Genomic DNA, 26,939 nt, shown 5'->3' with positions numbered 1-26,939 from the left:
CGGGCAGAAACGTCCGCCCGGTTGAGTCAGCCTTTAACGCGGAGACGGAATCGCCGTTCCCCAGTTACGCCACTCTTTCGGCGCTTCATCCTGCAGCAGGAAGTGTTTATCCGGATTCGCCTGCGGTGCCAGCGGCACCGTCGGTGGCGTCGCAAACTGAATGCCACCGCGAATAAACTGCTGGAAGGTGCCGGTTTTCACCACGCCGCCCACCAGACCGAAATCGAGGTTGTAGCCAGACGCCTGCCAGAACACCGAGTTATTCCGCACCAGATGCTGATACTTCTTACTGATACGCAGGGCGATCTGCACGCGATCCGCCATCGTACCCAGCGAGGTGCCGGTCACCGTACCCACTTCCACACCCCGGAACAGCACTGGCGTACCCAGTGACAGTGAACCGGCCTCTGTAGCATCAACATAAATGTTCAGGCCATTCAGATAGCGCGAATCGGTAATGGTGCTCTCCTGTAGCTCGAAGGTGCGCATGGCGCCGCCTTTGCCTGGATCCACGTTAACGTAAGGCTGCAACAGGGTTTCCAGATGATTCACACCGGTGGCGGAAATCTCCGGTGAAACCACCGAGAAACGGCTGCCAAGGCGGGCGAAATCATTCACATACTCCGGATAGAGCACCGCTTTTGCCACCACCTGATTGTTATCTTTGCTTAACGACAGCGACTCAACCTGACCGACATTAATACCCAGATAACGAATCGGCATCCCGGCAGAGAGCTTGCTGGCGTCATAGGTGTGCAGCGTAATCTGACTGCCCACCGCGCGTGCCGCAGTCTCAGACGGATAAAGCACGCGTTTGGCCCCTTTGGCCGACTGCGCACCACTCATATTGTCGAAGCTGATTGCGCCTTTCAGCGCGCGGTTAAGCGGCGAGGCCTGCACCGTCAGGCCGCTGCCGTTGAGGCTGACGCGTGCGCCACCCTCAGCCCAGAACACGCTTTCGCTGGTCAGCAGCTTGCGATATTCCGGCTGGATATGGACGGCGATATCAAACGCATCAGCACGCGGTGTGACTTTGACAATCTCACCCACCTGATACTTGCGGTAAAGCACGATAGAACCCGCCTGCACGTCAGGCAGGCTGGTGGCGGTCAGCATCAGCGTGGTAGACGGGCCATCGCCGGTAATGCCTTCTTCCGCTTTTTCAGCATCGGCAAACAGCGGATAGGCACTTTTCGGCTCGCCCTTTTTGCCCGGTTCCAGCCGGATACCGCCATCCACCCACTCACGGGCGCTGGCACCTAATACCTGCATGCCATCAAGACCAAACTTCACATCGAGCCGGCTGTTAACGACAAATTTGCTGTCGCCATGCACCAGGTCGCGATTTTCAGGATTGACCGCCACTACGAAGTTGACGCCATTTTCGTCCAGCGAACGCGATATCACCTGACCAATCTGCATGCCATGCAGCATCAGCGGCTGGCCCTGATCGATACCGTAGCTCTCCGGCGCGCTGAGTTTGACCGTCAGCACATTAGGTTTTTGCAGCAGCGTCTCATTGGACGCCAGCACGGTGAAGTGCTGCTGCGGCTCGCCTTCGCCAGGCACCAGTTCCAGCGTGTTGCCGGTCAGCAGGGAGCTGAGGCTGGTATCGGTCAGGCTGATTTTCGGGCTGTGCATCTCAATGCGGGTGCCGCTGCGCATCAGACCGACCACGGAAGGATCGATGGTCAGCTCGCCGGTAACTTTGCCGCCATCCAGCAGGTTCAGTTTGGTCAGCGTACCGACCTCAAGTCCCTGGTACATCAGCGGGGTGCTGTCCGCTTTTAGATTTTTGCCGTCAGGCAGATCCAGCGTGATCTGCACGCCGCGCTGACTGTGCGCCAGATCGGGATAGAGCCGGTAGTTCTGCTCAGCTTTGGCGCTTTCCGCACCCTGAGGTGAGTCAAATGCAATCGCGCCATTGACCAGCGCCGCCAGACTCTCCAGCTGGACTTTAGCGCCGCTCAGGCTGACGTCCGCATTCATGCCCGACACGTTCCAGAAGCGACTGTTGGTTTTAACCAGATTAGTAAAGCGACGGTCAATCAGCACATCAATCGCCACGCCATCGGCTTTATTATCAATGCTGTAGTCATAGACCCGTCCAACCGGAATTTTGCGGTAATAAACCAGCGAGCCGGTGTTGAGCGAGCCGAGATCGGGCGCATGCAGATGGATCATCAATTCGCCGGTATTCACGCGATATTTCGGCTGGGTATCCAGCGCGGTAAACGCCTCGCTGGGTTTACCTTTGCCTGGCATCATCCCGATATAGTTACCGCCGACCAGCGCATCCAGACCCGACACACCTGCCAGTGAGGCTTTAGGCGTCACCAGCCAGAATTGCGTATCTTCACGCAGCGCGTCGCGCATGTCGCTCTTGATGCTGGCTTTAATCTGGATGCGGCGATAATCGTCGCTGAGATTAATGCCCTGCACGGTGCCCACTTCCACGCCCTGATAACGGATCGGGGTGCGACCCGGCACGATACCATCCGCCGTCTGGAAATTGATGGTGATGGTGGTGCCGCGCTCCTGATAATTGGTCCAGAGCAGCCAGCACGCGATCAGCATCGCAATGATCGGCAGCAGCCAGAAGGGCGAAATTTTACGCTTATTGCGCAGCGTTGCGTTAGTCGGTGTAGTCGGCGTTTCCTGTTGCATGTGCATCCCAGAGCAGGCGGCTGTCCAGCCACTCAACAGACATAATGGTCAGGATGACGGCCGCGCCAAAAAATAGCGCCGCCGGTCCCATGGTAAAAGCCAGCAGCTGATCACGGTTGACCAGCGACATGGTTAACGAAATAACAAACAGATCGAGCATTGACCAGCGGCCAACCCAGGTGACAAACCGCAGCAACCGGATGCGGGTTCTCAGTCCCTGTTCACAGCGAAAATGAATACTGAGTAACAGAGTCAGCATCACCAGCACCTTAATAAAGGGCACCAGGATACTGGCGATAAAGACAATGGCCGCCACCGGAATATTACCTTCAGCCAGCCCCAGGATGCCGGAGAAGATGGTGTCTTCACGCCGTGAACCGTTGAGGTAAACCACGGAAATAGGCATCAGATTCGCGGGAATCAGCAGCACAATCGAGGCAATCAGTGATGCCCAGGATTTTTGCAGGCTATGGCGGCGTCGGAAGTCGAGCGGCGTGTGGCAGCGCGGGCAGCGGCCCCGTTCGTCAGGGACGCTGGTGTTGTGACAGTTCAGGCAGACCTGCATATCGTCGCGGGCCATATTGCCGGGGCTTTGCGGGTAGAAATGCTCCCACAGCTGCTCCATATTCAGATGGATCATCGTCAGAACGCTGAGCACCGTCAGGGCGATATAAGCCGCCAGCCCGTAACCAATCTCCAGCGAAGCATAGTCCTGCACTTTAATCGACGCCACGGCGATGCCGATCAGATAGATATCGAGCATCACCCACTCTTTGAGTTTCTCCAGCATCAGCAATACCGGTCGCAGGTTCATGCCGAGCCGATTGCCGATGCCGAGATAACAGATGCCGGCCACCAGGGTCACCGGCGCGCCAATGGTGCAGAACGCGACCATTGAGGCCGTCAGCACATCACCCTGTTGGGTCATCTGGATCACGCCTTCCAGCACGCTGGCATTAATGCGCATGCCAAGCAGCCGGATATCCACCAGCGGCAGGGAGAAAGCGAAGGGCATTAACACGATCATAGTGGCGGCCATCGCCATAAGACGGGTCATGGACCAGTCGCGGCCACTGAGAATTTCGGCGTTGCAGCGGGGGCAATGTGCCGACTGATGCGATTTCACATCCGGTAAGGAAAAAAGGGTATCGCATTGCGGGCAACGCTGATAACGTGCGTGAGGCAATGTCTGGCTGATAGCGTGAATTTTCATAGGGTGATGCAATCTTCGCTCTTCAGAAGTAACAGATATCGGTCATTAAGACATTGTCTGTGTGCCTGTCTCGGGCATCACGCTTCGATCCACAGAATGCTAAGGGTATAGCAACTAACGCTATGATTCACCTTGTGGCTCTGGATATTTAAAACTTATTTTTAACGAACGGACTACATCATCCCGTTCAGATGTCATTGGTAACGGTTGAATAATGAACAAAACTGCCTTTTACGCCGATTTGAATCGCGATATGCGCGCCTTACTGGCGGGAGAAACGGCGTTCCTCGCCGCGATGGGAAACTTTAGCGCGCTGCTGTACGAACGTCTCGATGGCGTGAACTGGGCAGGTTTCTACCTGCTGACGGAAGCCGATACGCTGGTGCTGGGCCCGTTCCAGGGCAAAATCGCCTGTGTGCGCATTCCGGTCGGTAAAGGTGTGTGTGGCACGGCGCTGGCAGAAGAAAAAGTGCAACGCGTAGATGATGTGCATGCCTTCCCGGGCCACATCGCCTGCGACGCTGCCAGCAATGCTGAGATTGTGATTCCTCTGAAAGTGAATGGCACTGTGGTTGGGGTGCTGGACATCGACAGCGTGGAGTACAATCGCTTTGACAGCGACGACGAATCGGGGCTGGTCACACTGACTGATGGGCTTTGTGAAGTGCTTGCGAACAGCGACTTAGAAAAATATCTGCAGCTGACGCGCAGCTAATCGACTGGATCACATGGCATTTAGCGATGTTGTCATTATAATGTCGCCTGTTCATGCCTGCGCTGGTCGGCAAACCCGTTGTAATCAGGAAATTTCATGGAAAATCAACCTAAGTTGAATAGCAGTAAAGAAGTCATCACTTTTCTGGCGGAGCGCTTTCCGCACTGCTTTAGCGCTGAAGGTGAAGCGCGTCCGCTCAAAATCGGTATCTTTCAGGATCTGGTAGAGCGTGTTCAGGGCGAAATGGGTCTGAGCAAAACACAGCTGCGTTCCGCGCTGCGTCTTTATACGTCAAGCTGGCGTTATCTTTACGGCATTAAAGCCGGTGCTATCCGTGTCGATCTCGACGGCAACGCCTGTGGCGTGCTGGATGAGCAACACGTTGAGCATGCACGTAAGCAGCTGGAAGAAGCGAAAGCCCGCGTCCAGGCGCAGCGTGACCAGCAGCGCGCTGCACGTCGTGAAGCAGGCGAAAGCGAAGAGGGCGCAGCACCGCGTCGTCCACGCAAGCCCGCGGCTCGTAAGCCTGCAGAAGGTGAGGCTGCGCGTAAACCGCGTCCGCAGACCACTGCAGCACCGCGTGCGACCGCTTCACAGCATCGCAAGCCAGCCCCACGTCCGGAGCAGGAAGCCCGACCCATCACTGATACCTCAACTTTGCAACCCGGCCAGAGTATTAAAGTTAAAGCAGGCAAAAGTGCGATGGACGCTACCGTTCTTGAAGTATCAAAAGACGGCGTTCGGGTCCAGCTCGCTTCCGGCATGGCAATGATTGTGCGCGCAGAACACTTGCAGTTCTGAAACGGAGGCTAACCCCGGCATGAACACCCTTTTTAAAGTTGGACTTATTGCGGGCCTGCTTTTAGCAGGCCCAACCTTCGGTGCGGAAAACATTACGCGCGCCGATCAGATTCCCCAGCTTCACGAAGACCCGCAGGACCCAACGGTCAGTGAGCGCGTCACGTCGCGCTTTACCCGTTCTCATTACCGCCAGTTCGATCTGGATCAGAACTTTTCAGCGAAAATTTTTGATCGCTATCTGAACATGCTTGACTACAGCCACAATGTGCTGCTGGCGTCGGATGTGGCGCAGTTTGCCAGCAAAAAAACCACCGTCGGCGATGAGCTGCGCAGCGGCAAGCTGGATCTCTTTTACGATATTTATAATCTGGCGCAGAAACGCCGTTTTGAGCGCTATCAGTATGCGCTGACGGTGCTGGCGCGTCCGATGAACTTCAGCGGCAATGACACTATCGACATTGATCGTGCTAAAGCGCCGTGGCCGAAAGATCAGTCAGAGCTGAACGCCCTCTGGGATGCCAAAGTCAAATATGACCAGCTGAGTCTGAAGCTGACAGGCAAAGACGATAATGAGATTCGCGACGTTCTGACCAAGCGTTACAACTTCGCGATCCGTCGACTGGCCCAGAGCAACGGGGAAGACGTTTTCCAGCTGGTGATGAACGCTTTCGCCCGCGAAATCGATCCGCACACCAGCTATCTGTCGCCGCGTAACACAGAGCAGTTCAACACCGAGATGAGCCTGTCACTGGAAGGCATTGGTGCGGTACTGCAGATGGATGACGACTACACCGTGATCAACTCGATGGTGGCAGGCGGTCCGGCAGCGAAAAGCAAAGCCATTACCGTTGGCGATCGCATTGTCGGTGTCGGTCAGCCAGGCAAGCCGATGGAAGATGTCATCGGCTGGCGTCTGGATGATGTCGTGGCAAAAATCAAAGGACCGAAGGGCAGCAAAGTGCGCCTGGAAGTGCTGCCAGCCGGTAAGGGCACCAAAACCCGTACCGTGACGCTGACGCGTGAGAAAATCCGTCTGGAAGATCGCGCGGTTAAACTGACTATCAAAAATGTCGGCAAGCAGAAAGTGGGCGTGCTCGATATTCCTGGCTTCTATGTGGGTCTGACCGACGACGTGAAAGTTCAGCTGCAGAAATTGCAGAAACAGAACGTCGACAGCGTGGTGATCGATCTCCGTACCAACGGCGGCGGTGCGCTGACCGAAGCGGTATCGCTTTCCGGCCTGTTTATTCCGAGTGGTCCGGTGGTGCAGGTTCGCGACAACAATGGTCGGGTGCGTGAAGACAGCGATAACGACGGCGTTGTTTACTACAAAGGTCCGCTGGTCGTGCTGGTCGATCGTTTCAGCGCCTCAGCCTCTGAAATCTTCGCTGCCGCGATGCAGGATTATGGTCGTGCAGTGATTGTCGGCGAGCCAACCTTTGGTAAAGGCACCGTTCAGCAGTATCGCTCTCTGAACCGCATCTACGATCAGATGCTGCGTCCGGAGTGGCCAGCGTTAGGTTCCGTTTCTTACACCATTCAGAAGTTCTATCGCATCAACGGCGGCAGTACACAGCGTAAAGGCGTCACGCCGGATCTGCTGATGCCTACCGGCGTAGAAGCGGCTGAAACCGGTGAGAAATTTGAGGATAACGCGCTGCCGTGGGACAGCATCAAAGCAGCAACCTACACCAAAACCGGCGATGTTAAACCGCTGGTGGCGCAGCTGACGAAGCAGCATGCTGATCGCATCGCACAGGATCGCGAGTTCCAGTACATCATGAAGGACATTGCCCGTTATAATGCCCTGAAAGATAAGCGCAACATCGTGTCACTTAACCTTGCTCAGCGCGAGAAAGAGAACCACGAAGATGATGCGTCACGACTGGAGCGAATCAACGCGCGCTATCAGGCTGAAGGCAAAAAACCGCTGAAAAACCTGGATGAGCTGCCGAAAGATTATAAAGAGCCGGATCCGTATCTCGATGAGACGGTGAAGATCGCGAATGATCTTGCCCAGCTGGAGAAATCCCAGCCAGACGCGCCAGCGGCGAAATAGCCCGCTGATGCCAGAAAAAGCACCGCTTAGCGGTGCTTTTTTTTGCGCCCGTAAAAGTTTCCAGTAACCAATGATGAGCGCGCGAGAAGCCGCCTGCAGGCTGGGTTGCTCATCAGGCGTGTCAGAATGTAAAGTTATGTCTTTTTAGGCACTTAAACGTTAAGGTCGCTTGAAAAGCCGCCCAATGCTCATAGGATATGGATCCGCGTATAGGCGCGTGAACTACTGAGGAAGATTAACAAAAATGATGCGTATTGCTCTTTTCCTGATGACCAACCTGGCTGTGATGTTGGTATTCGGGCTGATTCTCAGCCTGACAGGGATACAGTCAAGCAGTGTTCAGGGCCTGATGATCATGGCAGGCCTGTTTGGCTTCGGCGGTGCGTTTGTTTCACTGCTGATGTCGAAGTGGATGGCGCTGCGATCGGTTGGCGGTGAAGTGATTGAACAGCCACGCAACGAGACCGAGCGCTGGCTGGTGGATACTATTGGCCGTCAGGCCCAGCAGGCGGGCATTGCGATGCCACAGGTCGCGATCTATCACGCACCTGACATCAACGCCTTTGCGACTGGCGCACGGCGTAACGCCTCACTGGTTGCTGTCTCAACCGGTCTGCTGCAGAACATGAGCCGTGATGAAGCGGAAGCGGTGCTGGCTCACGAAGTGTCACACATCGCTAATGGCGACATGATCACCATGACGCTGATCCAGGGTGTGGTGAACACCTTTGTCATTTTCGTTTCCCGTATTCTGGCGCAGATTGCCGCGGGCTTTATGTCCGGCAACCGTGATGGCGAGGAGAGCAGCAACGGCAACCCGCTGGTCTACTTTGCGGTGTCGATGGTGCTGGAACTGGTGTTTGGTATTCTCGCCAGCATCATCACCATGTGGTTCTCCCGTCACCGTGAGTTCCATGCCGATGCCGGTTCAGCGAAGCTGGTCGGTCGTGAGAAGATGATTGCGGCGTTACAGCGTCTGAAAACCAGCTACGAACCGCAGGAGCCGAGCAGCATGATGGCCTTCTGCATCAACGGTAAGGGCAAATCGTTCAGCGAGCTGTTCATGTCGCACCCGCCGTTAGACAAGCGTATTGAAGCCCTGCGCAGCGGTCAGTATCTGAAGTAGCGCCATGCAGAGCAAAACAAGGCGACCCCCGGGGTCGCCTTGTTTGTTTATGGCATCAGGCGCGGGTCTGCGTCATGCGCGACACGCTCACCAGCGCCGCCACGGCGGCAAAGCTCCCCGCCAGCAGCAGCGAAACGTGTGTGCCACGATCATCAAACAGATTAAACATCAGCGCGACCAGCGCGGCACCCATACTTTGCCCCAGCAGGCGCGCGGTACCCAGCATGCCGCTGGCGCCGCCGCTGCGGTTACGTGGAGCAGAGGTGACAATCGTGTGATTATTGGGTGACTGAAACAGCCCAAAACCGGCACCGCACAACATCACGCGCCAGATAATATCGCCATCGACTGGATTTGCCGGCAGCCAGGCGAGCAGGAACAACCCGGTGGCGAACATCGCCAGCCCGATACCGCCCAGCAGCCCGGCATGCACCCGCTCAATCAACCGTCCGGCAATCGGCGCGAACACCATTGTCGCCAGCGGCCAGGGCGTCAGCAGTAAACCGGTTGCCACCTCACTCCGATGCAGGACATTCTGCAGGAAGAAGGGCAGCGAAACCATCGCCAGCATTTGCGCGCAGAAGGAACAGACCGAGGTGCCCATCGACAGGCTGAAAATGGGGATACGCAGCAGATCAACCGGCAGCAGCGGCACCGCCATGTTTAACTGACGACGAATAAAGAACCAGCCTACTACCAGCAGAACAACGACCTCCGACAGCACCAGCAGATGGCTCTGACCCTGAGCAAAACCGCTCAGTGCGGAGATGATCAGCCCAAAGAACAGGGCGTTCATGATCGCGCTGGGCACATCGAATTTCTGTGCGGTGGCTTTCTGCGGATTATCGGGCAGCGTGCGCAGCGCCAGCCAGAGTGCAATCGCACCCAGCGGAACGTTAATCAGAAACAGCCATTTCCAGCTCGCTACCGACAGGATTGCGGCCGCCACCGTAGGGCCTGCCGCAGTTGAAACCGCCACCACCAGCGAGTTGATTGCCATGCCGCGTCCCAGGTAACGCTGGGGATAAATAATGCGTATCAGCGCGGTATTCACACTCATTAGCGCCGCACCGCCTAGCCCCTGCAGCACGCGGGCAAAGGTCAGCATAGTTAACGTGGTCGAGAAGGCGCAGAACATTGAGGTCGCAATAAACAGCGCCAGGCCTGTCTGATAGACGCGGCGGTAGCCCAGCATATCGCCCAGAAACGAGAGCGACAGCAGCGAGACGATAATCGCAATCTGATAGGCATTCACAATCCAGATTGACTGCGCCGGGCTGGCATTCAGTTCACGCGAAATGGTAGGCAGTGCGACGTTGGCAATCGCGCCATCCAGCACTGCCATGGTCAGGCCCAGCGCAATGGTGACGATAGCCATATAGCGCTGACGCGTCGGTAATCCATCCTGAGGAGGGGAGAGTGTCATAAGTTAATTACTAATGAAGGTGAATATCATCATGCTAATGAAATTAGCGCTGAAATGCAGCGATCACGGAGATAAAAAACTGTCTTAAAATATGACTTAACGGTTAAAGCATTGCTGCCTTCCTGTGCCTCACTCTATACTGACGATCCGTTCCATTTTTTTTGAAACAGGTTTAACAAGGTGCGCGATGTCCTCTGCTGAAAATGATAAACAGCCCGATTCCGTCTCTTCGGTACTTAAAGTGTTCGGCATTTTGCAGGCGCTGGGTGAAGAGCGCGATCATGGTATTACCGAGCTTGCTCAGCGCGTGATGATGTCAAAAAGCACCGTCTACCGTTTTCTGCAGACCATGAAGTCGCTGGGCTATGTCACGCAGGAAGGTGAGAGCGAGAAATATTCCCTGACGCTGAAGCTGTTTGAACTGGGTGCCAAAGCGCTGCAGAACGTCGATTTAATCCGCAGCGCGGATGTGCAGATGCGTGAGCTGTCGCGTCTGACCAAAGAGACGATTCACCTGGGTGCGCTGGAAGAGGACAGCATTGTCTACATCCACAAAATCGACTCGCTCTATAACCTGCGGATGTATTCGCGTATTGGCCGTCGTAATCCGCTGCATACCACTGCGATTGGTAAAGTCCTGCTCGCCTGGCGCGACCGCAGCGAAGTTGAAGAGATTTTGCGGGATGTGGAGTTCAAGCGCAGCACGGCCAATACGCTGTTAAGCGCGGAGGCATTGATTACGACGCTGGATCAGGTCAGAGCGCAGGGTTATGGTGAAGATAACGAAGAACAGGAAGAGGGATTACGCTGCCTCGCCGTGCCGGTATTCGACCGTTTTGGCGTGGTGATTGCGGGACTGAGTATCTCTTTTCCCACCATTCGTTTTTCAGAAGATGCCCGCCAGGATTACGTGGCCATGCTGCATCGCGCGGCGCGCACGCTTTCATCAGAAATGGGCTATCACGACTACCCGTTCTGATAACAGCGGGCCATGCGGCCCGCTGTTTTGCTAATTATCGATCACTTCTCCGCTTTTCTTCAGCAACGGACAATCCGTCACGCCCACGACGCCGCTGTCAGTATGCAGATACTGCGCACTGATCACGCCGCGCGCGGTCAGATAACTGCACTGCAGGCCAAGTCCGGCGGCATTCTTCGTACTGCCGGTTAACACGCCATAGCCGGTAAACAGCATCGCCAGCCAGATCACCGCCAGCAAGCCTATCGTGCGAATAAACAGTTTCATTGTGTCTCCTTGTGAAAGATAACTCAGCGCTCCACCTGGTGCTGCCGGTTATGATGATATCAGCATGCCTCGCTTTTCTGGCGGGATCGATCAGAGATAACTGAAACGGCAAAATCTGCATTGATGCTAACCCCATTATCTTTTGCGGTGGCTACAGGTAGAATGAACGGTTATTAAATTTCCACTGAGTTTTACGAGGCAGTTATGAATGAGTTAGCCGCAAATTCGGGACCCCTGGTCAGCTATGGCCTGCTGGTCATTATTTTGATTGTGGCGTTTATCGCCTGGTTCTTCGTTAACCGGGCCAGCGTGCGCGCCGGTGAGCAAATCCATCTACTGGAGTCTTTGCTGGAAGAGCAGAAGAAACAGAATCAGCTGCTGCGCCGACTGATTGAGATGCAGCCCGACGCCGGGGTTAAAAAAACCGAAGACGATAGTGATAAGCGCGACTTTATCCGGTTGATCCCGGAACGTTAAACACAGCAGAGAGGCGGGATGGGCTGGAAAAATCCGTGGTATGACAGCAGTAAAGCGCACCACACGCCAGAGGGATTCCGTAATCCTGAACCGGAGCAGCGCAAGCCAGGCGATCTGCAGCGCTGGCGCAGAGAACGCAAAGCAGAGGCGCTGCCGCTGCCACCCCAACAGGGCTACAGGGCTTTCACCGATCAATGGTGGCAGCCTGCCGATATCAGCGGCAGTGACGATCGCATCTGGTGGCTGGGACATGCCGCCGTGCTGTTGCGGCTGAAGGGGCTCTATATCCTGATCGATCCCGCGCTCTCATCCCGCGCCTCGCCGCTGTCGTTTGCTGGTCCGCAGCGAAAAACGCCCGCGCCGCTCAGCATTACCAATCTGCCGCGTCTGGATGTCGTGTTGATTTCCCATAACCATTACGATCATCTTGATCGGCAGACGGTTAAAGCCATTGTCCGGCGGTTTCCGCAGACCACCTTTATTGTCCCGCTGGGGCTGGCAAAGTGGTGCAGGGCGCGAGGCGTGAAAAACGTCCATCAGCTCGACTGGTGGCAGCAGTTAACGGTTGGCGACCTCTGTTTTGATGCGGTACCGGCACGTCACTGGAGTATGCGAACGCCACGCGATCGAAACCGTTCGCTATGGTGCGGTTGGGTGGTGCGTTCTGCCTCTGTGCGGTTCTGGTTCTCGGGTGACAGCGGCTACAGCGATAGCCTGCTGGAAATTCCCGCCCGTCTTGGCCCATTCAGCCTCGCGGCTTTACCGATTGGCGCTTATGCACCCAAATGGTTCATGGCGAGCCAGCATATGGATCCCGATCAGGCGGTGGCGCTGTGGCAGGCAGCAGGCAGGCCGCTGACGCTGCCGATTCACTGGGGGGTATTCGAACTGGCCGATGAGTCACTGGATGCGCCACCCAAAGAGCTGGCGGATGCGTTGCAGCGGGCAAACGAGCAGAATGGCGGCTTCGCGCCCTGGCGAATAGGCGAAAGCCGCAGGCTGAATAATTACGCCCAGGAATTATCCTAAAGCCTCCGGGATAAAAAAATCCCGGCAGTTCTTTATCTGATATCAATTTTTCAAATCAAAAGTTAAATTCTTAATAAGTAAAATCGGCTTCGTTGCTTTTATTTGGAGCAAGGCTAATGTGTCTCTCCTGCTTTTGGTGCAAAAAAAGTGTTATTTGTACGAAATAAAATGCGCTGTACAGGATTGACGCCTGATTTCTGATAACTGTCTCCGTTACCGCTTCGCTTATTAATTCTGTCATTGCCATATTTGTGAAATATTAATTTCTTATGGTATCCATCGGGTTAGCCCTGGAAGCAGGGGCTGAAGAGGGCGCTGGCCGCGCTGGCGCGTTATTCACACGGGATTTTGTAAACCTCACATAACAGGCAGTGTGAGCCTTCTGGCAATTATGTGCGCAGGCTTGCGGAGGCCTTAAAAATGGCTTGCCATTATTTTTAGGATATGTGATAACAATTCCTGAGTTAAACGAGGTACAGTTCTGTTTATGCATGGCATCTTCAGTAAAGAAGTACGAGTTAAGACGTTGACGTTGAATACCGCTTCCTTGCCGAACTTTAATTAGTGCCTCATGCAGTAATGTCTCTGGTTTTTCTGTATGACAGCCTTCGGGCTAAATAAACATCTAAAGGAATTTGCAAAATGGCAAAGATTAAAGGTCAGGTTAAGTGGTTCAACGAGTCTAAAGGTTTTGGTTTTATCACCCCTGCTGACGGCAGCAAAGATGTGTTCGTACACTTCTCTGCAATCCAGGGCAATGGTTTCAAAACCCTGGCTGAAGGCCAGAGCGTTGAGTTCGAAATTCAGGACGGCCAGAAAGGCCCGGCAGCAGTTAACGTCACTGCTATCTGATTCGACTCCGCCTCGGTGCATTGCACCCTGACACGGAATCTTAAAGCCCTGGCTCTTCAGCCGGGGCTTTCTTTATGCTTCCGATGCGGAAACGTTAAGGTTACACTGCGCCGCGTTATCTGATGCCGGAGCACCTTATGTCCCTGATTTGCCCTCTTTGTCACTCTCCTCTGACCTTCACCGACCGCAGCTGGTGCTGCGAAAATCGCCATCAGTTTGATCAGGCGAAAGAAGGCTACGTCAATCTGCTGCCCGTTCAGCATAAACGGTCACGGGAGCCGGGTGACAGTGCGGAGATGATGCAGGCGCGACGGGAATTCCTTGAAGCCGGCTACTATCAGCCGCTGCGTGATCGGGTCGTCAGCCTTCTCGCACCCGCGCTGGATCAGCCGGAATGCAAAATCCTGGATATCGGATGCGGCGAAGGTTACTACACCGCCGCACTGGCCGAGGCGGCAGGCGAAGAGGCACAGATTTATGGGCTGGATGTCGCCAGAATGGCCATCCGGCTGGCGGCAAAGCGCTATCCTGCGGTGCGCTTCTGCGTCGCCTCCAGCCAGCGCTTACCTTTTGCCGATCACGCTCTGGATGCGGTGGTACGCATCTACGCCCCCTGCAATGAAGCGGAACTGGCCCGCGTGCTGAAGCCGGGTGGCCTGGTGCTGACCGTCACACCGGGCCCGCATCATCTGCAGCAGTTTAAAGCACTGATTTACCGCGAAGTGCAGTTGCATGTGCCGGAACAGAAAGCCTATCCCGGATTCACTCAGGTGACTCAGCAGGCGCTGCGCTACCCGATGGCATTAACCGGTGCAGCCGCCACAACCCTGCTGCAGATGACGCCATTTGCCTGGCGGGCGCGGGAGGAGGTCTGGCAAACGCTGAAGCAGAGCGAGCAGTTCAGCTGCGATGCCGACTTTAGCCTGACTGTGTGGCAGCGCGACTAACGCGCTTCCACCAGAGTGTTATAGATACGCTCCAGATCGTCGAGTTGCTGCACTGCGATCAGCAGCCGACGCTGTTCCAGCTGAATCACCAGAATGCCATCCTCAGAGAGATTCATCCCCTGAATCCGCCGGTAATCGATCCAGACACCGGCGTAAAACAATCCCTCATTTTTCATCAGTAGCGTAGGTTTTCGCAGCCAGAAGAGCCAGAACGCCAGAAAACTCAGCACCATCAGCAGTGAGGTGGTGAGCTGCGGGCCGTGATGACTGACGTTGTTCCATAGCAGGATCAGCAGCAGGCCGATAAAAATCAGGCTATCGAGCTTATGCTGCCTGCGCAGCACCACCCGCAGGCGGGTGGGGCCATGCCGACGCGGCAGAATCGCCTCATGGTAAATGGCAAACCCCATCAGGGCGGCGATACAACACGCAATCAGTGCGTCAGTTAAAGACATTACATCTACCTCAAACAGGGTGAGCTCAGCCGGTTGTGGCTCAGCTCACCACGCTTAAAAGCCGGGAGCGCAGGCTCCCGGCCGGGTAAAATTACAGACCGAGCAGGCCGATCCAGTAACCAAAGATACCGATGGCGAAGAAGCCGACGATAATCCACAGCGCGTTCACTTTACGGCGTAACAGCCACATACAGCCAAAGGTCAGCAGCAGCGGCACCACGCCCGGCATCAGTTGATCAAGGATCGACTGTACCGTGGTGACGGTGGTTTTACCGGTGGAGTCAGTAATGCGCGAGACAACCAGCGGGATGTTAACGTGCGTCCACTTGTTGACCAGTGCTCCCATGACAAACAGGCCCAGAATCGAGGCGCCCTCCGTGAGCTTCTGCAGAAAACCGCCGCCCATGTCGCTGACGATGTCGATCCCTTTGCGATAGCCATACGCCACGCCGTAGTAGCGGGTCAGCAGGCGCGCCAGGTTAAACAGCACAAAGAACAGCAACGGTCCCAGCAGACTGCCACTCATTGCGATACCGGCACCCAGCGCGGCAAACACCGGACGCACTGTACCCCAGAAGATCGGGTCGCCGACACCGGCCAGCGGTCCCATCAGCCCGACTTTCAGGCCGTTAATCGCCGCGTCGTCGATGGGTGCTCCGTTGGCACGCTGCTCTTCCATCGCCATGGTAACGCCCAGTACCGGCGCGGCCACATAAGGATGCGTGTTAAAGAACTCCAGATGACGCTTAATCGCCTGCTTGCGCTCATCGTTGTTCTCCGGATAGAGACGGCGGATCACCGGCACCATTGAGAAGCAGAAGCCCAGCGCCTGCATACGTTCAAAGTTCCATGAACCCTGGAACAGGTTAGAGCGCATAAAGACGGCACGGACATCCCCGGGCGTCAGTTTCTTTTCGACTTTCGTAATATCAACCATGTGCTCACCTGTTCCTTAATCGAGTTCGTTATCAAGATCGTTTGCGGTTGCTGCACCATTTGGTGATCCCGCCACACGGTTGTATTTCGGGCTGAGCTGAATGTAGAGCACCGCCATGACTACGCCAATCACGCCCAGCGCCACCAGGTTAAAGTTGGTGAAGGCCGCGGTGACGAAGCCGAGGTAGAAGAACGGCATCAGGTAGCCTGCGCGCATCATGTTGATCACCATCGCGTAACCGACCACCACAATCATGCCGCCGGCGATATTCAGGCCGTTGGTGACCACTTCAGGAATAGAGCTGAGCAGGGCGTGAACCGCACTGGTGCCGACCGAAATCGCCACAATCAGTGCCGGGATGGCGATACGCATCGCCTGTAACAGCAGGGCAGAGACATGGATCCAGGAGATCGCCGTGAGATTACCTTTCTCAGCGGCTTTGTCAGCCGCGTGCTGGAAGGCCACGGTCAGCGTACGCACGATAATGGTCAGCACCTGTCCGGCGGCAGCCAGCGGAATCGCCAGTGCGATACCGGCTCCCACACTCTGACCGCCAGCGATGACCAGGATGGTCGAGATGATGGAGGCGAGGGCGGCATCAGGGGCCACAGCGGCACCGATGTTCATCCAGCCCAGCGCAATCATCTCCAGCGTACCACCGATGATAATGCCGGTTTTCATATCACCCAGCACGATACCAATCAGGGTACAGGCGACCAGCGGACGGTGAAACTGGAACTCATCCAGTATCGACCCCATACCGGCAATACAGGCGACAATAAAAATCAAAATAATTTGTAGCGAGGTTATTTCCATCATACTTCTTGTCCTCAGCAGGATAACGACGAGCCCGGAAACGCAGGCGCAGAAGTGCTTCTGTTACGCGTTAACTTTCGCAATCAGATCCATCATTTTCAGTTTCTGGTCACTGGAAACTTTACGCACTTCCAGTTCAATATTGCGTTCATTGAGTTTGCGGAAGGCGGCAATATCTTTTTCATCCACCGAGACCGCATTGTTAACCTGGGTTTTCCCCTGGCGGAACGCCATTCCGCCGATGTTCACCGTTTTAATATCCACACCCTGTTCCACGACACGCAGAACATCGGTGGGATTGGTAAACAGCAGCATCACGCGATCCTGACCATACTTCGGGTTATTCCACACCCGCACCATCTTATCGACATCCACCACATGAGCCGTCACTCCCGGCGGGGCGACCTGCGTCAGCAGGGTCTTACGCACGTGATCGTTGGCCACTTCATCGCTGACCACGATAATGCGCTGAACGTTGGTCTCTTTGGTCCAGCGCGTCGCGACCTGGCCATGAATCAGACGGTCATCAATACGTGTCAGCCCGATTTTCATGTGATCGCCAGGCGCCATCGGTTTCACCGGTTGCGCTGCAGCGGCCGGTTTTACTGCAACCGGTGCCGGTTCGGCCTCTTTGGCTTTCAGGGCTTTAACCCCTTCACGGCCAGTCTCCACCGCGATGGCGACCAGTTCGTCGAAGCCGGGATCGTCATCGCGCGCCATCAGGGTTTCGACCAGCATCGGGATATTGACCCCGGCGATGACCTCATGCTGTGGCTTGTCGACCACGATACGGCTAGCCGCATTAAACGGACTGCCACCCCAGGTATCGACTAAAAACAGAACCCCTTTGCTGGTATCCAGCTCTGCCAGTCGTGCGTTATATTTTTCAATCAGCGTTTCTGCATTTTCACCGGGGACAAAGTCTATCCAGCCGACGTTGTCCTGCTCGCCCAACAGCATTTCTGCTGTTTTCAGCAGTTGTTCCGCTGCCCAGCCGTGTGTCCCAATTACAATCGCAATGGTCACGTGCTACCTCCGTTCGCTAGAGATGCTCATCTGAGTCAATGAACTGTTTTGAGTCATGCTTTGGTTATTGTTTTAACCGGGTGATTCGATTAATCGGTATAACGTCGAAAAAATAGGGGTTAATGACGTTACGGCGATAAAGTCGCGATTTATTTTAGTGATCGAAAAAATAAATTATGTGATGTCTGTCAGCTATTCACCCCGTGAAGAGGCGAGTCACCTTTTTTATGCGCCCGATCATCCGCTCTGCAGATTGTAAAAATAAGAAAATTTTTTGACGCAATTCCCCGACCTGATACATTAACGTTCTGTTTATTACTCAGGAGTAACGGGCTTCAGCCCACCTTTATGGATCGTCACCGACGTCGCTTAACCTGTTCTTTGCGCCTGCTGGCGCGTCACCTTTCGCCTCGCGGCGTTTTCACCGCTTTCCCGACTACCCGGATGTCACGCTTTGCTGCGCTGATACGCACCGGCTCAATCTGTTCCCTGTTCTGGAGTCATAAATAATGGAATTTTTATTCGACCCCTCAATCTGGGTGGGCCTGATGACGCTCATCGTGCTGGAAATCGTACTGGGCATCGATAACCTGGTGTTCATTGCCATTCTGGCCGACAAACTGCCGCCAAAGCAGCGAGATAAAGCACGCTTAATCGGTCTGTCGCTGGCGCTGGTCATGCGCCTGGGCCTGCTGTCGCTGATCTCCTGGATGGTGACGCTGACGACGCCTCTCTTCAGCGTAGGCGGTTTCAGCTTTGCCGGTCGTGATTTAATTTTGCTGGCGGGTGGTCTGTTCCTGTTGTTCAAGGCGACGATGGAGCTACACGAGCGGCTGGAGAACCGGCAGCTCGACGGGTCAGGTAATCGGGGATATGCCAGTTTCTGGGCAGTCGTGACGCAGATTGTGGTGCTGGACGCGGTCTTCTCGCTGGATGCCGTGATCACCGCCGTGGGTATGGTCAACCACCTGCCGGTGATGATGACCGCCGTGGTGATTGCGATGGGTGTGATGCTGCTGGCGTCTAAGCCGTTAACCAACTTCGTTAACGCGCATCCGACCGTGGTGGTGCTCTGTCTGAGCTTCCTGTTGATGATCGGTCTGTCGCTGGTGGCAGAAGGCTTCGGTTTCCATATTCCTAAGGGTTACCTCTATGCGGCGATTGGCTTCTCGATTCTGATTGAGATGTTTAACCAGATTGCGCGTCGTAACTTTATCCGCCATCAGTCCAATCGCCCGATGCGTGAACGCACCGCAGAGGCGATTCTGCGCCTGATGGGAGGCCGTAACCGCGCCCAGACGGCCAGCAACAGCAACGCCAGCAATAGTGAAGAGTCTGCGCTGGCGGAAGCGATGCCGCAGGAAGCGTTTAAAGATGAAGAGCGCTACATGATTAATGGCGTGCTGACGCTGGCTTCCCGCTCGATTCGCAGCATCATGACGCCGCGCGGTGAAATCTCCTGGGTCGATGCGAATCGTCCGGTGGATGAAATTCGCGGTCAGCTGCTGGACACGCCGCACAGCCTGTTCCCGGTCTGCCGTGGCGAGCTGGATGAAATTGTCGGCGTAGTGCGCGCTAAAGAGCTACTGGTGGCGCTGGAGCACGGCGTGGACGTCGCGACCTTTGCGGCCAACACGCCGACCATCGTGGTGCCGGAGACGCTGGATCCGATCAACCTGCTTGGCGTGCTGCGTCGTGCCAAGGGCAGCTTCGTGATTGTCACCAACGAGTTTGGCGTGGTTCAGGGTCTGATTACCCCGCTGGACGTGCTGGAAGCGATTGCGGGTGAATTTCCGGATGAAGATGAAACGCCCGATATTATTGCGGATGGGGATGGCTGGTTAGTGAAAGGCGGAACGGATTTGCACTCGCTGCAGCAGTTGCTCGACTTCCATGAACTGGTGGACCCGACAGAAGACCACGCCTCGCTGGCGGGCCTGCTGATTGAGCAGAAAGGGCAGTTACCGCTGCCTGGCGATGTGATTGATATCACTCCACTGCACTTCCAGATCATCGAAGCGACGGATTACCGCATCGATCTGGTGCGTGTGACTAAAGATAAGCCGCATGACGAGGATGAAGAGGGTTAATGCTTCGCTTTGTTGCTAAGACGCGGCTGATATAACTGGCCGCGCCGAATCTTCCCGACAGCCGCTGCTTCAACGCCGCGGCTGTTCTTTTATCTATGAACATCAGCCTGATGCAGCAACAGCCACGCCGGAAAATCCTGCAGCGGCATCGGACGGGCAAAATAGTAACCCTGCAGATGATCCACGCCGCGTTCGCGCAGATAATCCGCCTGCTCCGCCGTTTCCACGCCCTCGGCCACCAGACTGATATTCAGACGCTGGGCCAGCGAAATCACCATATCCGTCACCGTGGCGTTAATGGCGTCAGTGCCAATCGCAGCGGTGAAAATTTTGTCGATCTTCAGCACATCGGGCTGCAAATCCTTCAGGTAGGAGAGTGAGCTGTGACCGGTGCCGAAGTCATCAATCGCCAGCCGGACACCAATGTCGTGCAGTTGTGCAATGACCGACTGATCCACCACCGGCAAGGCATCCCGCTCGGTCAGTTCCACCACCAGTTTCGGCACCGGCGTAGCCGGCCACCAGAGGTTTTGCAGATCCTCAAGGATGGCGCGATCGCGAAAATGGCTGGCGGCAACATTGATGGCGATATGGAAGGCGGGATCTCTGGGGAGTTGAGGCAACTCTTTCACCACCTCGTTCAGCACAAAGCGCGTCAGCGGCTTGATCAGATTCTGGCGCTCGGCCAGAGGAATAAAGACGTCGGGTGCAATCCAGCCCTGACGGGCATTATGCCAGCGCAGTAGCAGCTCAATGCCGTCGCACTCACCACTTTTGCTGTTGATCAGCGGCTGGCAATACACCATAAACTCTTTGGCGGTGATGCCATAACTGATTTGCCAGCTCAGGCTCATACGATTTGCGGTCGCCAGCCAGACGATATAGCCCATCAGCAGACTCAGCAGCAGCGCCAGCGGCAACTGTGAAGGAAGCGTCGCCAGCGCCAGCCGGGTCGGAGAGGGACCATAGAGGGTTAGCGTAAACGGATAGCGTAGCGAACCCTGCTCATAACTCACTTCATCTTCTGCAGCCACGGTGGACTCAATCAGCGGATTACCATACTCCAGGCTCTCGCCGTTGACGTTAAAGACGGCGCGTTCCACCCACGGCAACTGCGGCTCCAGCAGATAATTACTCATCATCTCGATGTTAATCACCTGCAAAATGCCGGAGCGGTTATCCTGGCTCTTTGGCGTCCACAGCATTAAAACCGGCGAGCCTTTCAGCAGATATTGATCGGTTGAAAGCGTCATTCGTTCGCCGTTATAGGCGAGGTCGGGGTAGGTCTGGCTGAAGGGAATAGACCGGGGTCCAAAAACACTGGAGCAGTAAAGCACGTCGTTATCGACCAGCAGGATCGCCCGCACCGTCTGCAGGGAAGAGATTTTTTCGATCAGCGGAAAACGCACATCTTTACAGGGGACGCCAACCAGACCCAGCGTGTTATTCGCGGAAACCTCCAGCGGGGAAAACATCCGGTCAAACCGCATAATGGCTTTATCGGCGAAATCCATCGCCTGTTGTTCGATACGTGACTTCTCTTCAATATAGCGAAAGGCCAGCGTCAATATCATCACCACAAGGGCGATAGACAGTGCAATAAGCAAACGCTTGCGTCTGAATTGTCCAACAAATTGCTGGGCCATAAACATCAGTATCCACCTTCCCAAAAAGCCAGAATAAAGCAAAAAACTACGGGGTTAGTATCGGCACGACCAGGTCAATATTGAGGCCGGAACAGAGAAAAGCGGGTCTGGTAAGCTGCGTAAGCCGGACGGCTGCGCGGAAATCACTCTACCGTTTAAACCTGCGCCGGGATAGCGCAGGGTACGGATTTTATTACGTTTGCACGTAATTTAAACATTTAAACGTTTCGCTTAGTCACACTGTACTTTAATCGCCAGGCCACCGCGTGAGGTTTCCCGGTATTTAGCATTCATATCTTTGCCGGTTTCATACATGGTCTCGATAACCTTATCCAGCGAGACGCGGGGTTCGCTGGTGCGACGAAGGGCCATGCGCGCCGCGTTAATCGCTTTAACCGAAGCAATAGCATTACGCTCTATACAGGGCACCTGAACCTGACCCGCCACCGGGTCACAGGTCAGTCCGAGGTTATGCTCCATGCCGATTTCAGCAGCTACGCAGACCTGCTCCGGACTGCCGCCCAGTAGCTCAGCCAGACCGGCCGCCGCCATCGAACAGGCGACACCCACTTCACCCTGGCAGCCTACTTCCGCGCCTGAAATAGAAGCATTCATTTTATACAGCACGCCGATAGCGCCAGAGGCGAGGAAATAGCGCAGGAAAATATCGGGTGTCACCGGCTCGATAAAGTGATCGTAGTAAGCCAGCACCGCAGGCACGATACCGCAGGCACCATTGGTCGGCGCGGTCACCACTCGGCCGCCCGCAGCATTCTCTTCATTGACCGCCAGCGCATACATATTGATCCAGTCGATGACAATCATCGGATCGCTGGAGTGCTTGTCAGAGGAGGTCAGCAGGCGACGCAGTGAGGCGGCACGACGTGGCACGCGCAGCGGTCCAGGCAATACGCCTTCGGTATTCAGACCGCGATCGATACAGGCCTGCATCGTCTGCCAGATGTTGGTGAAATAGGCGTGGATCTCGTCGCGGCTGTGCAGCGCCAGCTCGTTTTTCATTACCAGGCCCGAGAGTGACAGACCTGTTTCACGGCAGTGCGCCAGCAGATCTTTGGCGGAGTGGAACGGCCACGGCACAGAGACTTCATCCAGAGCCGACTGTCCGAAGTGCTCTTCATCCACGATGAAACCGCCGCCCACCGAGTAATAGGTTTTCGACAGGATCAGCAGATCGCCCGCAAATGCCAGCAGGCGCAGGCCATTTTCATGCAGCGAAAGGTTCTCACTGCGGAACACCATGCCGCCTTCGCGCGGGAAATCGACTTCATGTGCGCCTTTCGCCAGCAGCAGTCGCTCACGTTGTTCGACATCTTTAATGAACGCGGGGATCGCATCAATATCTACCGTGTCCGGCGATTCGCCCGCCAGACCCATAATAATCGCGATATCCGTGTGATGGCCTTTACCGGTCAGAGACAGAGAACCGTAAACATCCACGGCGATCCGGGTGACCTCCTGCAGCTTTCCCTGTTCGCACAACAAATCCACAAACTGTTTACCCGCTTTCATCGGGCCGACAGTATGCGAACTCGAGGGGCCGATGCCCACTTTGAACATGTCGAAAACACTAATCACAGGTGACACTCCTCACAATTATTATCAGTCTGCCGGGGCAGTTTATGGCGCCCATAGTAATAGCCATGCACCAGGAAAGAGCAGCTTTTCGCATGAAATAAACTTATCAAAAACAATAGAAAAAATTATAGCGCAGGCCGGCAGTTCACTGACGGGCCTGTAAGGAAAAAAACCGTTAAATAGGTCTCAGAATGCGATCTGCGTGCTCAATGAACGGATAATTCCGGCGGTCATGCCCCACACCAGATAATCCTGATAGCGCGACAGCCAGACCGGGTGACGAACGCCAGCCCGATGTACTTCCAGCGCGCTGTAACGGCTGAGCTGCAGAGCCTCGGCCAGCGGCATCTCAAAGGCGCTGCTGACTTCATCCGGATTAATGGTTAACTGCAGATCGGCCGGAATAATGCCCAGCACTGGCGTCACCTGAAAGCCGGTGCTGCTGGTCACGGCGGGCAGCGCGCCTAATATCTCGACCTGCTGCGGATTGATGCCGACCTCTTCCTGGGCTTCCCGCAGCGCGGTGGCGATCAGCGAGGCGTCGGTGTCATCCTGCATGCCGCCGGGAAAGGCGACCTGTCCGGCGTGTTTGCGCAGGGCGTGCGAACGCTGCGTCAGCAACAGACCCGGTTCAGGCCGCGCGACGATCGGCACCAGCACCGCCGCATGGCGGCCGGAGAGGTGCTGTGTGCTGCGGGCAGGCTGCTGTAACAGAAAACGACTGCGGAAAACCTCAAGCGTCAGAGCCAACTGAACCTCCTGTCTGTTCCAGCGCCGGTAAAATCCGGCTGACTTTGTCGAGCGTCTCCTGATACTCCGCTTGCGGATCGCTGTCTGCCACCAGCCCGCCACCGGCGGCACAGTAGAGCTGCTGGCCTTCGGCGATCAGCGTGCGGATAGTGATACTGGTATCCATCCGGCCACACAGGCTGATATAGCCGATGCTGCCACACCAGGCATTACGCCGCTGCGGCTCCAGTTCATCAATAATCTCCATCGCCCGAATCTTGGGCGCACCGGTTATTGAACCACCTGGAAAACAGGCGCGCAGCAGATCGGTGGCCTGCAGATTATCAGGCAACTGCGCCCGCACTGTGCTCACCAGATGATGCACGGCAGGGAAGGGTTCAACCACAAACAGCTCCGGCACGGTGACCGAGCCGGGCAGCGCCACGCGGCCAATATCGTTGCGCAGTAAATCGACAATCATCAGGTTCTCGGCCCGATCTTTTTCCGCACGACGCAGCGACTCAGCCTGTTGCGCATCGGCAATCGGGTCGTCGCAGCGTGGCCGGGTGCCTTTAATGGGTCGGGTTTCGATCTGCCTGTTATTCAGCGACAGAAAGCGCTCCGGCGACAGGCTGAGAATCGCACTGTCAGGCAGGCGCAGAAAAGCGCTGAACGGCGCGCGGTTTGCCGCATTCAGCAGAGTAAATGCCTGCCATTCATCACCCTGATAACCGGCCTGAAAACGCTGCGCCAGGTTAACCTGGTAACAGTCACCGGCCTGAATATAGGCCTGAACAGCGGCAAAGCGCATCGCGTATTCGGCATAACTCAGATTAGAGCGCCAGCGGCTGGTCAGTGAAAAGGGCACGACGTCGCGTGCGGGCCACTGGGTCAGCCAGGCGGCGCGGGCTTCAACGTTATTCAGTGCTACCAGCGTCAGGGTTTGCTGATGATGGTCGGCAATCAATGCCCAGTCATAGATCCCCATTGCCATGTCCGGCGTTGTGAGATCGGCGGCGGCTTTTTGGGGCAGCGATTCAAACCGGCGTCCCAGATCATAACCAAACAGGCCCAGCGCACCGCCCTGGAATGGCAGGGCCTCGCTGGCTGCGGGCGTAATGCCCAGCGCATCACACTGCTGCTGTACCAGCAGCAGCGGATCGGCCGTCGACTCGGTTGTGCCGGTCGCGTCGCTGACGATCGTGATCGCATCGCGGGTGACCAGGGTGGCGCGGGGATCGGCAGTCAGAATATCAAAACGGTTATCGCTGTGGCTGGCCTGCGCGGAGGAAAGCAACATTGCCCAGGGCAGATGAGCAAGGGTGGCGAAACGCTGAGTCAGCGCATCCGGGGTATAATCAAGCGTGAGGGTTTCAACAATCATCGGGCAGACAAATCAGAAAGCAAAGAGGCGGTCAGACTGACATATTTTTTCCTGACTGGCACCTGTTAGTTCCTCGTGGGATACTGTCTGACCCAACGCAGGAGTGAAATATGTTTATTGGATTACCGGCTCTCTCACATGAGCAACAACAGCAGGCCGTCGAACGTATTCAGGAGTTGATGGCAGGGGGTTTATCGAGCGGCGAAGCGATCACCATGGTGGCGCAGGAAATCCGGCAGAATCACAAGGGCGAACGTGTCAGGGCGATGTTCGACGACGAAGATGACGAAAACGAAGAAGAATAACGCCCTGGATTATTAACGTGCGGCAATGATTTTAATTTCGATTTTGTACTTTGGATTCAGCAGCCCGGCCTGAACCGTACAGCGCACTGGCGCATTGCCGGGCGAGACCCAGGCGTCCCATGCGCGGTTCATGGCAGGGAAATCGGCTTTATCCACCAGAAACAGCGTCGCATCCAGAATTTTGCTTTTATCGCTGCCAAGGCGCGTCAGAATTGCGTCAATCACCGTCAGCGCATTGGCGGTCTGTGCTTCTGCGTCGGCATCCAGATTTTCAGGCACGCTGGTGTAATAGATCGTGTCGTTGTGAATAACGGCTTCGGACATACGGTGTTCCGGGTCAATGCGGGTAATACTCATCGGTTTCTCCCTGGTTAATTGCGCATTAGCCTGGCACACTCCTGACATCGCTGTCACCTCCTTCGCCTTACAGGCAGCGCTTAACAATCGCCTGTCTGTCCGCCATCACCTCCGGGGACATCCGGAAGGTGGTGAAATATTTCACCTCAGCCCCTTTTCGGCGGGGCGACACATCCGCAAAAATCGAATCTTCCCAGGTAAAAACGCTGATCTCGCTGCCGTTGGGCTGGGTGTGGGTGGTGTTATCTCTGGCAATGACGCTGGTGGTGGACCAGCCGCGATAAATACAGTCGCTGAGCTGAGGGACGGTGCGGGTGCTTTGACCCTGAAAAACAGGCTGCTGCAGACGAGCCTGATCAGGCGTGGGTGCCTGGCAGCCGCAGAGCAGCAGCACGCCAGCCAGAGAGCCGATGCGGAAACAGTTCATACATTCCTCCGCCTGAGTCAGGCAGTCGGGTTAAGGCCATCTGTTTTACACCGCCTGAACGGCAATGTTAAACCAGTCTCAGCACGTCAGCCTACGGGTGCCACATCCCAACGGTAAGCTGATTTAATCATTATAATCCGCGCGTTTGTTTACTCGCTGCGTTCCTCTGCATTTGCTAACTGCATCACACTGTCTGCATCATGATCATGAGCCGCGGACGTTGTCACTGTTGCAGCCCTGCTGCACTAAAGCAGCATAAAGCGTCGAAAGAGCGGGAGAAGTGAGGGCACGCGCGGCATAAAAATGTTATAAAACAGCAGATAAATCGCGCTACGGATGAGGATTCAGGCATGGCGAATACGCAGTATCTTTTTTGGGTGATGGTCGGCGCACTGACGCTGCTGTTTATTGTGGTTTCGGCGTTTGTTGGATTGTCCCGTGGCACTAAGCAGGGCTTTATTACCTTCGCTATTCTGTTCATCGTTATGCTGGCGGGCGCGTTGTACGTCCGCTTATAAGCAGGTCGCAAGAGCAGCGTCGCCAATAATCGTGATATCAGGTCACCAGCCAGAAACAGATAAACGCCCTGTACCAGAATAAGCCGTATCTGGCT

The 26,939-nt window shown here is 55.5% G+C and carries 26 protein-coding genes; 12 read left to right on the top strand and 14 right to left on the bottom strand.

Going from position 1 to position 26,939, the window contains the following annotated elements; all coding sequences use genetic code 11:
* Positions 1–33: 33 nt before the first annotated feature.
* The gene (locus ACN1CO_RS07030; RefSeq protein ID WP_419138388.1) at positions 34–2,667 is read right to left on the bottom strand and encodes an MlaD family protein; all 2,634 of its coding nucleotides are present in this window, start codon (positions 2,665–2,667) and stop codon (positions 34–36) included.
* On the bottom strand, positions 2,636–3,880 hold the full coding sequence (gene yebS / locus ACN1CO_RS07025) for a membrane integrity lipid transport subunit YebS (RefSeq protein WP_419138387.1): 1,245 nt from the start codon (positions 3,878–3,880) through the stop codon (positions 2,636–2,638). The genes ACN1CO_RS07030 and yebS overlap by 32 nt, the downstream gene beginning before the upstream one ends.
* 214 nt (positions 3,881–4,094) lie before the next feature.
* Here yebS and ACN1CO_RS07020 point away from each other — a divergent pair, with 214 nt between their 5' ends.
* The 4 genes from ACN1CO_RS07020 (at position 4,095) to htpX (ending at position 8,581) form a co-directional block, all read left to right on the top strand.
* A complete protein-coding gene (locus ACN1CO_RS07020) occupies positions 4,095–4,595 on the top strand; it encodes a GAF domain-containing protein (protein ID WP_033732889.1) in 501 nt (166 codons plus the stop codon).
* Positions 4,596–4,691: 96 nt separating this feature from the next.
* Positions 4,692–5,396: an RNA chaperone ProQ gene (gene proQ, locus ACN1CO_RS07015; RefSeq protein ID WP_419138386.1), complete on the top strand. Its 705-nt coding sequence runs from the start codon at positions 4,692–4,694 to the stop codon at positions 5,394–5,396.
* Positions 5,397–5,415: 19 nt separating this feature from the next.
* Positions 5,416–7,455: a carboxy terminal-processing peptidase gene (gene prc, locus ACN1CO_RS07010; protein WP_419138385.1), complete on the top strand. Its 2,040-nt coding sequence runs from the start codon at positions 5,416–5,418 to the stop codon at positions 7,453–7,455.
* Between the two features lie 244 nt (positions 7,456–7,699).
* Positions 7,700–8,581: a protease HtpX gene (gene htpX / locus ACN1CO_RS07005; RefSeq protein ID WP_003852678.1), complete on the top strand. Its 882-nt coding sequence runs from the start codon at positions 7,700–7,702 to the stop codon at positions 8,579–8,581.
* 55 nt (positions 8,582–8,636) lie between these two features.
* Here the strand turns inward: htpX and ACN1CO_RS07000 are convergent, their stop codons facing one another.
* A complete protein-coding gene (locus tag ACN1CO_RS07000) occupies positions 8,637–10,007 on the bottom strand; it encodes an MFS transporter (RefSeq protein WP_419138384.1) in 1,371 nt (456 codons plus the stop codon).
* A gap of 187 nt (positions 10,008–10,194) precedes the next feature.
* Here ACN1CO_RS07000 and kdgR point away from each other — a divergent pair, with 187 nt between their 5' ends.
* A complete protein-coding gene (gene kdgR, locus ACN1CO_RS06995) occupies positions 10,195–10,986 on the top strand; it encodes a DNA-binding transcriptional regulator KdgR (RefSeq protein ID WP_419138383.1) in 792 nt (263 codons plus the stop codon).
* Positions 10,987–11,016: 30 nt separating this feature from the next.
* Here the strand turns inward: kdgR and ACN1CO_RS06990 are convergent, their stop codons facing one another.
* Positions 11,017–11,253, bottom strand: coding sequence for a YobH family protein (locus ACN1CO_RS06990; RefSeq protein WP_090960331.1), 237 nt, complete (start codon positions 11,251–11,253; stop codon positions 11,017–11,019).
* A gap of 204 nt (positions 11,254–11,457) precedes the next feature.
* Between ACN1CO_RS06990 and ACN1CO_RS06985 the strand changes: the two genes are divergently transcribed.
* The 4 genes from ACN1CO_RS06985 (at position 11,458) to rlmA (ending at position 14,558) form a co-directional block, all read left to right on the top strand.
* Entirely contained in the window at positions 11,458–11,730 is a 273-nt protein-coding gene (locus tag ACN1CO_RS06985; RefSeq protein WP_419138382.1) for a YebO family protein, read from the top strand.
* Between the two features lie 18 nt (positions 11,731–11,748).
* Entirely contained in the window at positions 11,749–12,759 is a 1,011-nt protein-coding gene (locus ACN1CO_RS06980) for an MBL fold metallo-hydrolase (RefSeq protein ID WP_419138381.1), read from the top strand.
* Between the two features lie 642 nt (positions 12,760–13,401).
* A complete protein-coding gene (cspE, locus tag ACN1CO_RS06975) occupies positions 13,402–13,611 on the top strand; it encodes a transcription antiterminator/RNA stability regulator CspE (RefSeq protein ID WP_003852684.1) in 210 nt (69 codons plus the stop codon).
* A 137-nt stretch (positions 13,612–13,748) separates the two neighbouring features.
* Positions 13,749–14,558 (top strand): 23S rRNA (guanine(745)-N(1))-methyltransferase, encoded by an 810-nt coding sequence (gene rlmA / locus ACN1CO_RS06970; RefSeq protein WP_419138380.1) that lies wholly within the window; start codon positions 13,749–13,751, stop codon positions 14,556–14,558.
* On the opposite strand, the gene ACN1CO_RS06965 is transcribed toward rlmA, so the two are convergent.
* The 4 genes from ACN1CO_RS06965 to manX all read right to left on the bottom strand — a co-directional run bounded on the left by ACN1CO_RS06965 (position 14,555) and on the right by manX (position 17,792).
* Positions 14,555–15,013, bottom strand: a complete 459-nt coding sequence (locus ACN1CO_RS06965) for a DUF986 family protein (protein WP_419138379.1) — start codon at positions 15,011–15,013, stop codon at positions 14,555–14,557. The genes rlmA and ACN1CO_RS06965 overlap by 4 nt on opposite strands.
* 91 nt (positions 15,014–15,104) lie before the next feature.
* Complete coding sequence (locus ACN1CO_RS06960) at positions 15,105–15,950, bottom strand: PTS mannose transporter subunit IID (RefSeq protein ID WP_090960351.1); 846 nt, start codon at positions 15,948–15,950, stop codon at positions 15,105–15,107.
* Positions 15,951–15,965: 15 nt separating this feature from the next.
* Positions 15,966–16,766, bottom strand: coding sequence for a PTS mannose/fructose/sorbose transporter subunit IIC (locus tag ACN1CO_RS06955; protein ID WP_419138991.1), 801 nt, complete (start codon positions 16,764–16,766; stop codon positions 15,966–15,968).
* Positions 16,767–16,829: 63 nt separating this feature from the next.
* Positions 16,830–17,792, bottom strand: a complete 963-nt coding sequence (manX, locus tag ACN1CO_RS06950; protein ID WP_419138378.1) for a PTS mannose transporter subunit IIAB — start codon at positions 17,790–17,792, stop codon at positions 16,830–16,832.
* Between the two features lie 509 nt (positions 17,793–18,301).
* On the opposite strand from manX, the gene ACN1CO_RS06945 reads away from it, so the two are divergent.
* A complete protein-coding gene (locus ACN1CO_RS06945) occupies positions 18,302–19,882 on the top strand; it encodes a TerC family protein (RefSeq protein ID WP_419138377.1) in 1,581 nt (526 codons plus the stop codon).
* 89 nt (positions 19,883–19,971) lie between these two features.
* On the opposite strand, the gene ACN1CO_RS06940 is transcribed toward ACN1CO_RS06945, so the two are convergent.
* The 4 genes from ACN1CO_RS06940 to pabB form a co-directional block, all read right to left on the bottom strand.
* Positions 19,972–21,534 carry an EAL domain-containing protein gene (locus tag ACN1CO_RS06940; RefSeq protein WP_419138376.1) on the bottom strand — a complete coding sequence of 521 codons (1,563 nt, stop codon included), beginning with the start codon at positions 21,532–21,534 and terminating at the stop codon, positions 19,972–19,974.
* Positions 21,535–21,759: 225 nt separating this feature from the next.
* The gene (locus tag ACN1CO_RS06935; RefSeq protein WP_062757796.1) at positions 21,760–23,124 is read right to left on the bottom strand and encodes an L-serine ammonia-lyase; all 1,365 of its coding nucleotides are present in this window, start codon (positions 23,122–23,124) and stop codon (positions 21,760–21,762) included.
* A gap of 186 nt (positions 23,125–23,310) precedes the next feature.
* Positions 23,311–23,874, bottom strand: coding sequence for a CoA pyrophosphatase (locus ACN1CO_RS06930; RefSeq protein ID WP_419138375.1), 564 nt, complete (start codon positions 23,872–23,874; stop codon positions 23,311–23,313).
* Positions 23,858–25,237, bottom strand: coding sequence for an aminodeoxychorismate synthase component 1 (pabB, locus tag ACN1CO_RS06925; protein WP_419138374.1), 1,380 nt, complete (start codon positions 25,235–25,237; stop codon positions 23,858–23,860). The genes ACN1CO_RS06930 and pabB overlap by 17 nt, the downstream gene beginning before the upstream one ends.
* A gap of 110 nt (positions 25,238–25,347) precedes the next feature.
* Between pabB and ACN1CO_RS06920 the strand changes: the two genes are divergently transcribed.
* Entirely contained in the window at positions 25,348–25,542 is a 195-nt protein-coding gene (locus tag ACN1CO_RS06920; protein WP_419138373.1) for a YoaH family protein, read from the top strand.
* 12 nt (positions 25,543–25,554) lie between these two features.
* Here the strand turns inward: ACN1CO_RS06920 and ACN1CO_RS06915 are convergent, their stop codons facing one another.
* Entirely contained in the window at positions 25,555–25,899 is a 345-nt protein-coding gene (locus ACN1CO_RS06915; RefSeq protein ID WP_419138372.1) for a RidA family protein, read from the bottom strand.
* A 67-nt stretch (positions 25,900–25,966) separates the two neighbouring features.
* The gene (locus ACN1CO_RS06910) at positions 25,967–26,326 is read right to left on the bottom strand and encodes a hypothetical protein (protein WP_419138371.1); all 360 of its coding nucleotides are present in this window, start codon (positions 26,324–26,326) and stop codon (positions 25,967–25,969) included.
* Between the two features lie 350 nt (positions 26,327–26,676).
* Between ACN1CO_RS06910 and ACN1CO_RS06905 the strand changes: the two genes are divergently transcribed.
* On the top strand, positions 26,677–26,844 hold the full coding sequence (locus ACN1CO_RS06905; RefSeq protein WP_167432858.1) for a hypothetical protein: 168 nt from the start codon (positions 26,677–26,679) through the stop codon (positions 26,842–26,844).
* Positions 26,845–26,939: the final 95 nt, after the last annotated feature.

It is taken from the genome of Pantoea sp. R13S299 (assembly GCF_048515925.1).
In the GTDB taxonomy this organism is placed as follows: Bacteria; Pseudomonadota; Gammaproteobacteria; order Enterobacterales; family Enterobacteriaceae; genus Pantoea.
This window is presented reverse-complemented; position numbering and strand designations above follow the sequence as displayed.

Bases quoted from the DNA above. Each gene is read 5' to 3' on its own strand.
- ACN1CO_RS07030 (WP_419138388.1), bottom strand. From the start codon at position 2,667: ATGCAACAGGAAACGCCGACTACACCGACTAACGCAACGCTGCGCAAT.
- yebS (WP_419138387.1), bottom strand. From the start codon at position 3,880: ATGAAAATTCACGCTATCAGCCAGACATTGCCTCACGCACGTTATCAG.
- ACN1CO_RS07020 (WP_033732889.1), top strand. From the start codon at position 4,095: ATGAACAAAACTGCCTTTTACGCCGATTTGAATCGCGATATGCGCGCC.
- proQ (WP_419138386.1), top strand. From the start codon at position 4,692: ATGGAAAATCAACCTAAGTTGAATAGCAGTAAAGAAGTCATCACTTTT.
- prc (WP_419138385.1), top strand. From the start codon at position 5,416: ATGAACACCCTTTTTAAAGTTGGACTTATTGCGGGCCTGCTTTTAGCA.
- htpX (WP_003852678.1), top strand. From the start codon at position 7,700: ATGATGCGTATTGCTCTTTTCCTGATGACCAACCTGGCTGTGATGTTG.
- ACN1CO_RS07000 (WP_419138384.1), bottom strand. From the start codon at position 10,007: ATGACACTCTCCCCTCCTCAGGATGGATTACCGACGCGTCAGCGCTAT.
- kdgR (WP_419138383.1), top strand. From the start codon at position 10,195: ATGTCCTCTGCTGAAAATGATAAACAGCCCGATTCCGTCTCTTCGGTA.
- ACN1CO_RS06990 (WP_090960331.1), bottom strand. From the start codon at position 11,253: ATGAAACTGTTTATTCGCACGATAGGCTTGCTGGCGGTGATCTGGCTG.
- ACN1CO_RS06985 (WP_419138382.1), top strand. From the start codon at position 11,458: ATGAATGAGTTAGCCGCAAATTCGGGACCCCTGGTCAGCTATGGCCTG.
- ACN1CO_RS06980 (WP_419138381.1), top strand. From the start codon at position 11,749: ATGGGCTGGAAAAATCCGTGGTATGACAGCAGTAAAGCGCACCACACG.
- cspE (WP_003852684.1), top strand. From the start codon at position 13,402: ATGGCAAAGATTAAAGGTCAGGTTAAGTGGTTCAACGAGTCTAAAGGT.
- rlmA (WP_419138380.1), top strand. From the start codon at position 13,749: ATGTCCCTGATTTGCCCTCTTTGTCACTCTCCTCTGACCTTCACCGAC.
- ACN1CO_RS06965 (WP_419138379.1), bottom strand. From the start codon at position 15,013: ATGTCTTTAACTGACGCACTGATTGCGTGTTGTATCGCCGCCCTGATG.
- ACN1CO_RS06960 (WP_090960351.1), bottom strand. From the start codon at position 15,950: ATGGTTGATATTACGAAAGTCGAAAAGAAACTGACGCCCGGGGATGTC.
- ACN1CO_RS06955 (WP_419138991.1), bottom strand. From the start codon at position 16,766: ATGGAAATAACCTCGCTACAAATTATTTTGATTTTTATTGTCGCCTGT.
- ACN1CO_RS06945 (WP_419138377.1), top strand. From the start codon at position 18,302: ATGGAATTTTTATTCGACCCCTCAATCTGGGTGGGCCTGATGACGCTC.
- ACN1CO_RS06940 (WP_419138376.1), bottom strand. From the start codon at position 21,534: ATGTTTATGGCCCAGCAATTTGTTGGACAATTCAGACGCAAGCGTTTG.
- pabB (WP_419138374.1), bottom strand. From the start codon at position 25,237: ATGATTGTTGAAACCCTCACGCTTGATTATACCCCGGATGCGCTGACT.
- ACN1CO_RS06920 (WP_419138373.1), top strand. From the start codon at position 25,348: ATGTTTATTGGATTACCGGCTCTCTCACATGAGCAACAACAGCAGGCC.
- ACN1CO_RS06915 (WP_419138372.1), bottom strand. From the start codon at position 25,899: ATGAGTATTACCCGCATTGACCCGGAACACCGTATGTCCGAAGCCGTT.
- ACN1CO_RS06910 (WP_419138371.1), bottom strand. From the start codon at position 26,326: ATGAACTGTTTCCGCATCGGCTCTCTGGCTGGCGTGCTGCTGCTCTGC.
- ACN1CO_RS06905 (WP_167432858.1), top strand. From the start codon at position 26,677: ATGGCGAATACGCAGTATCTTTTTTGGGTGATGGTCGGCGCACTGACG.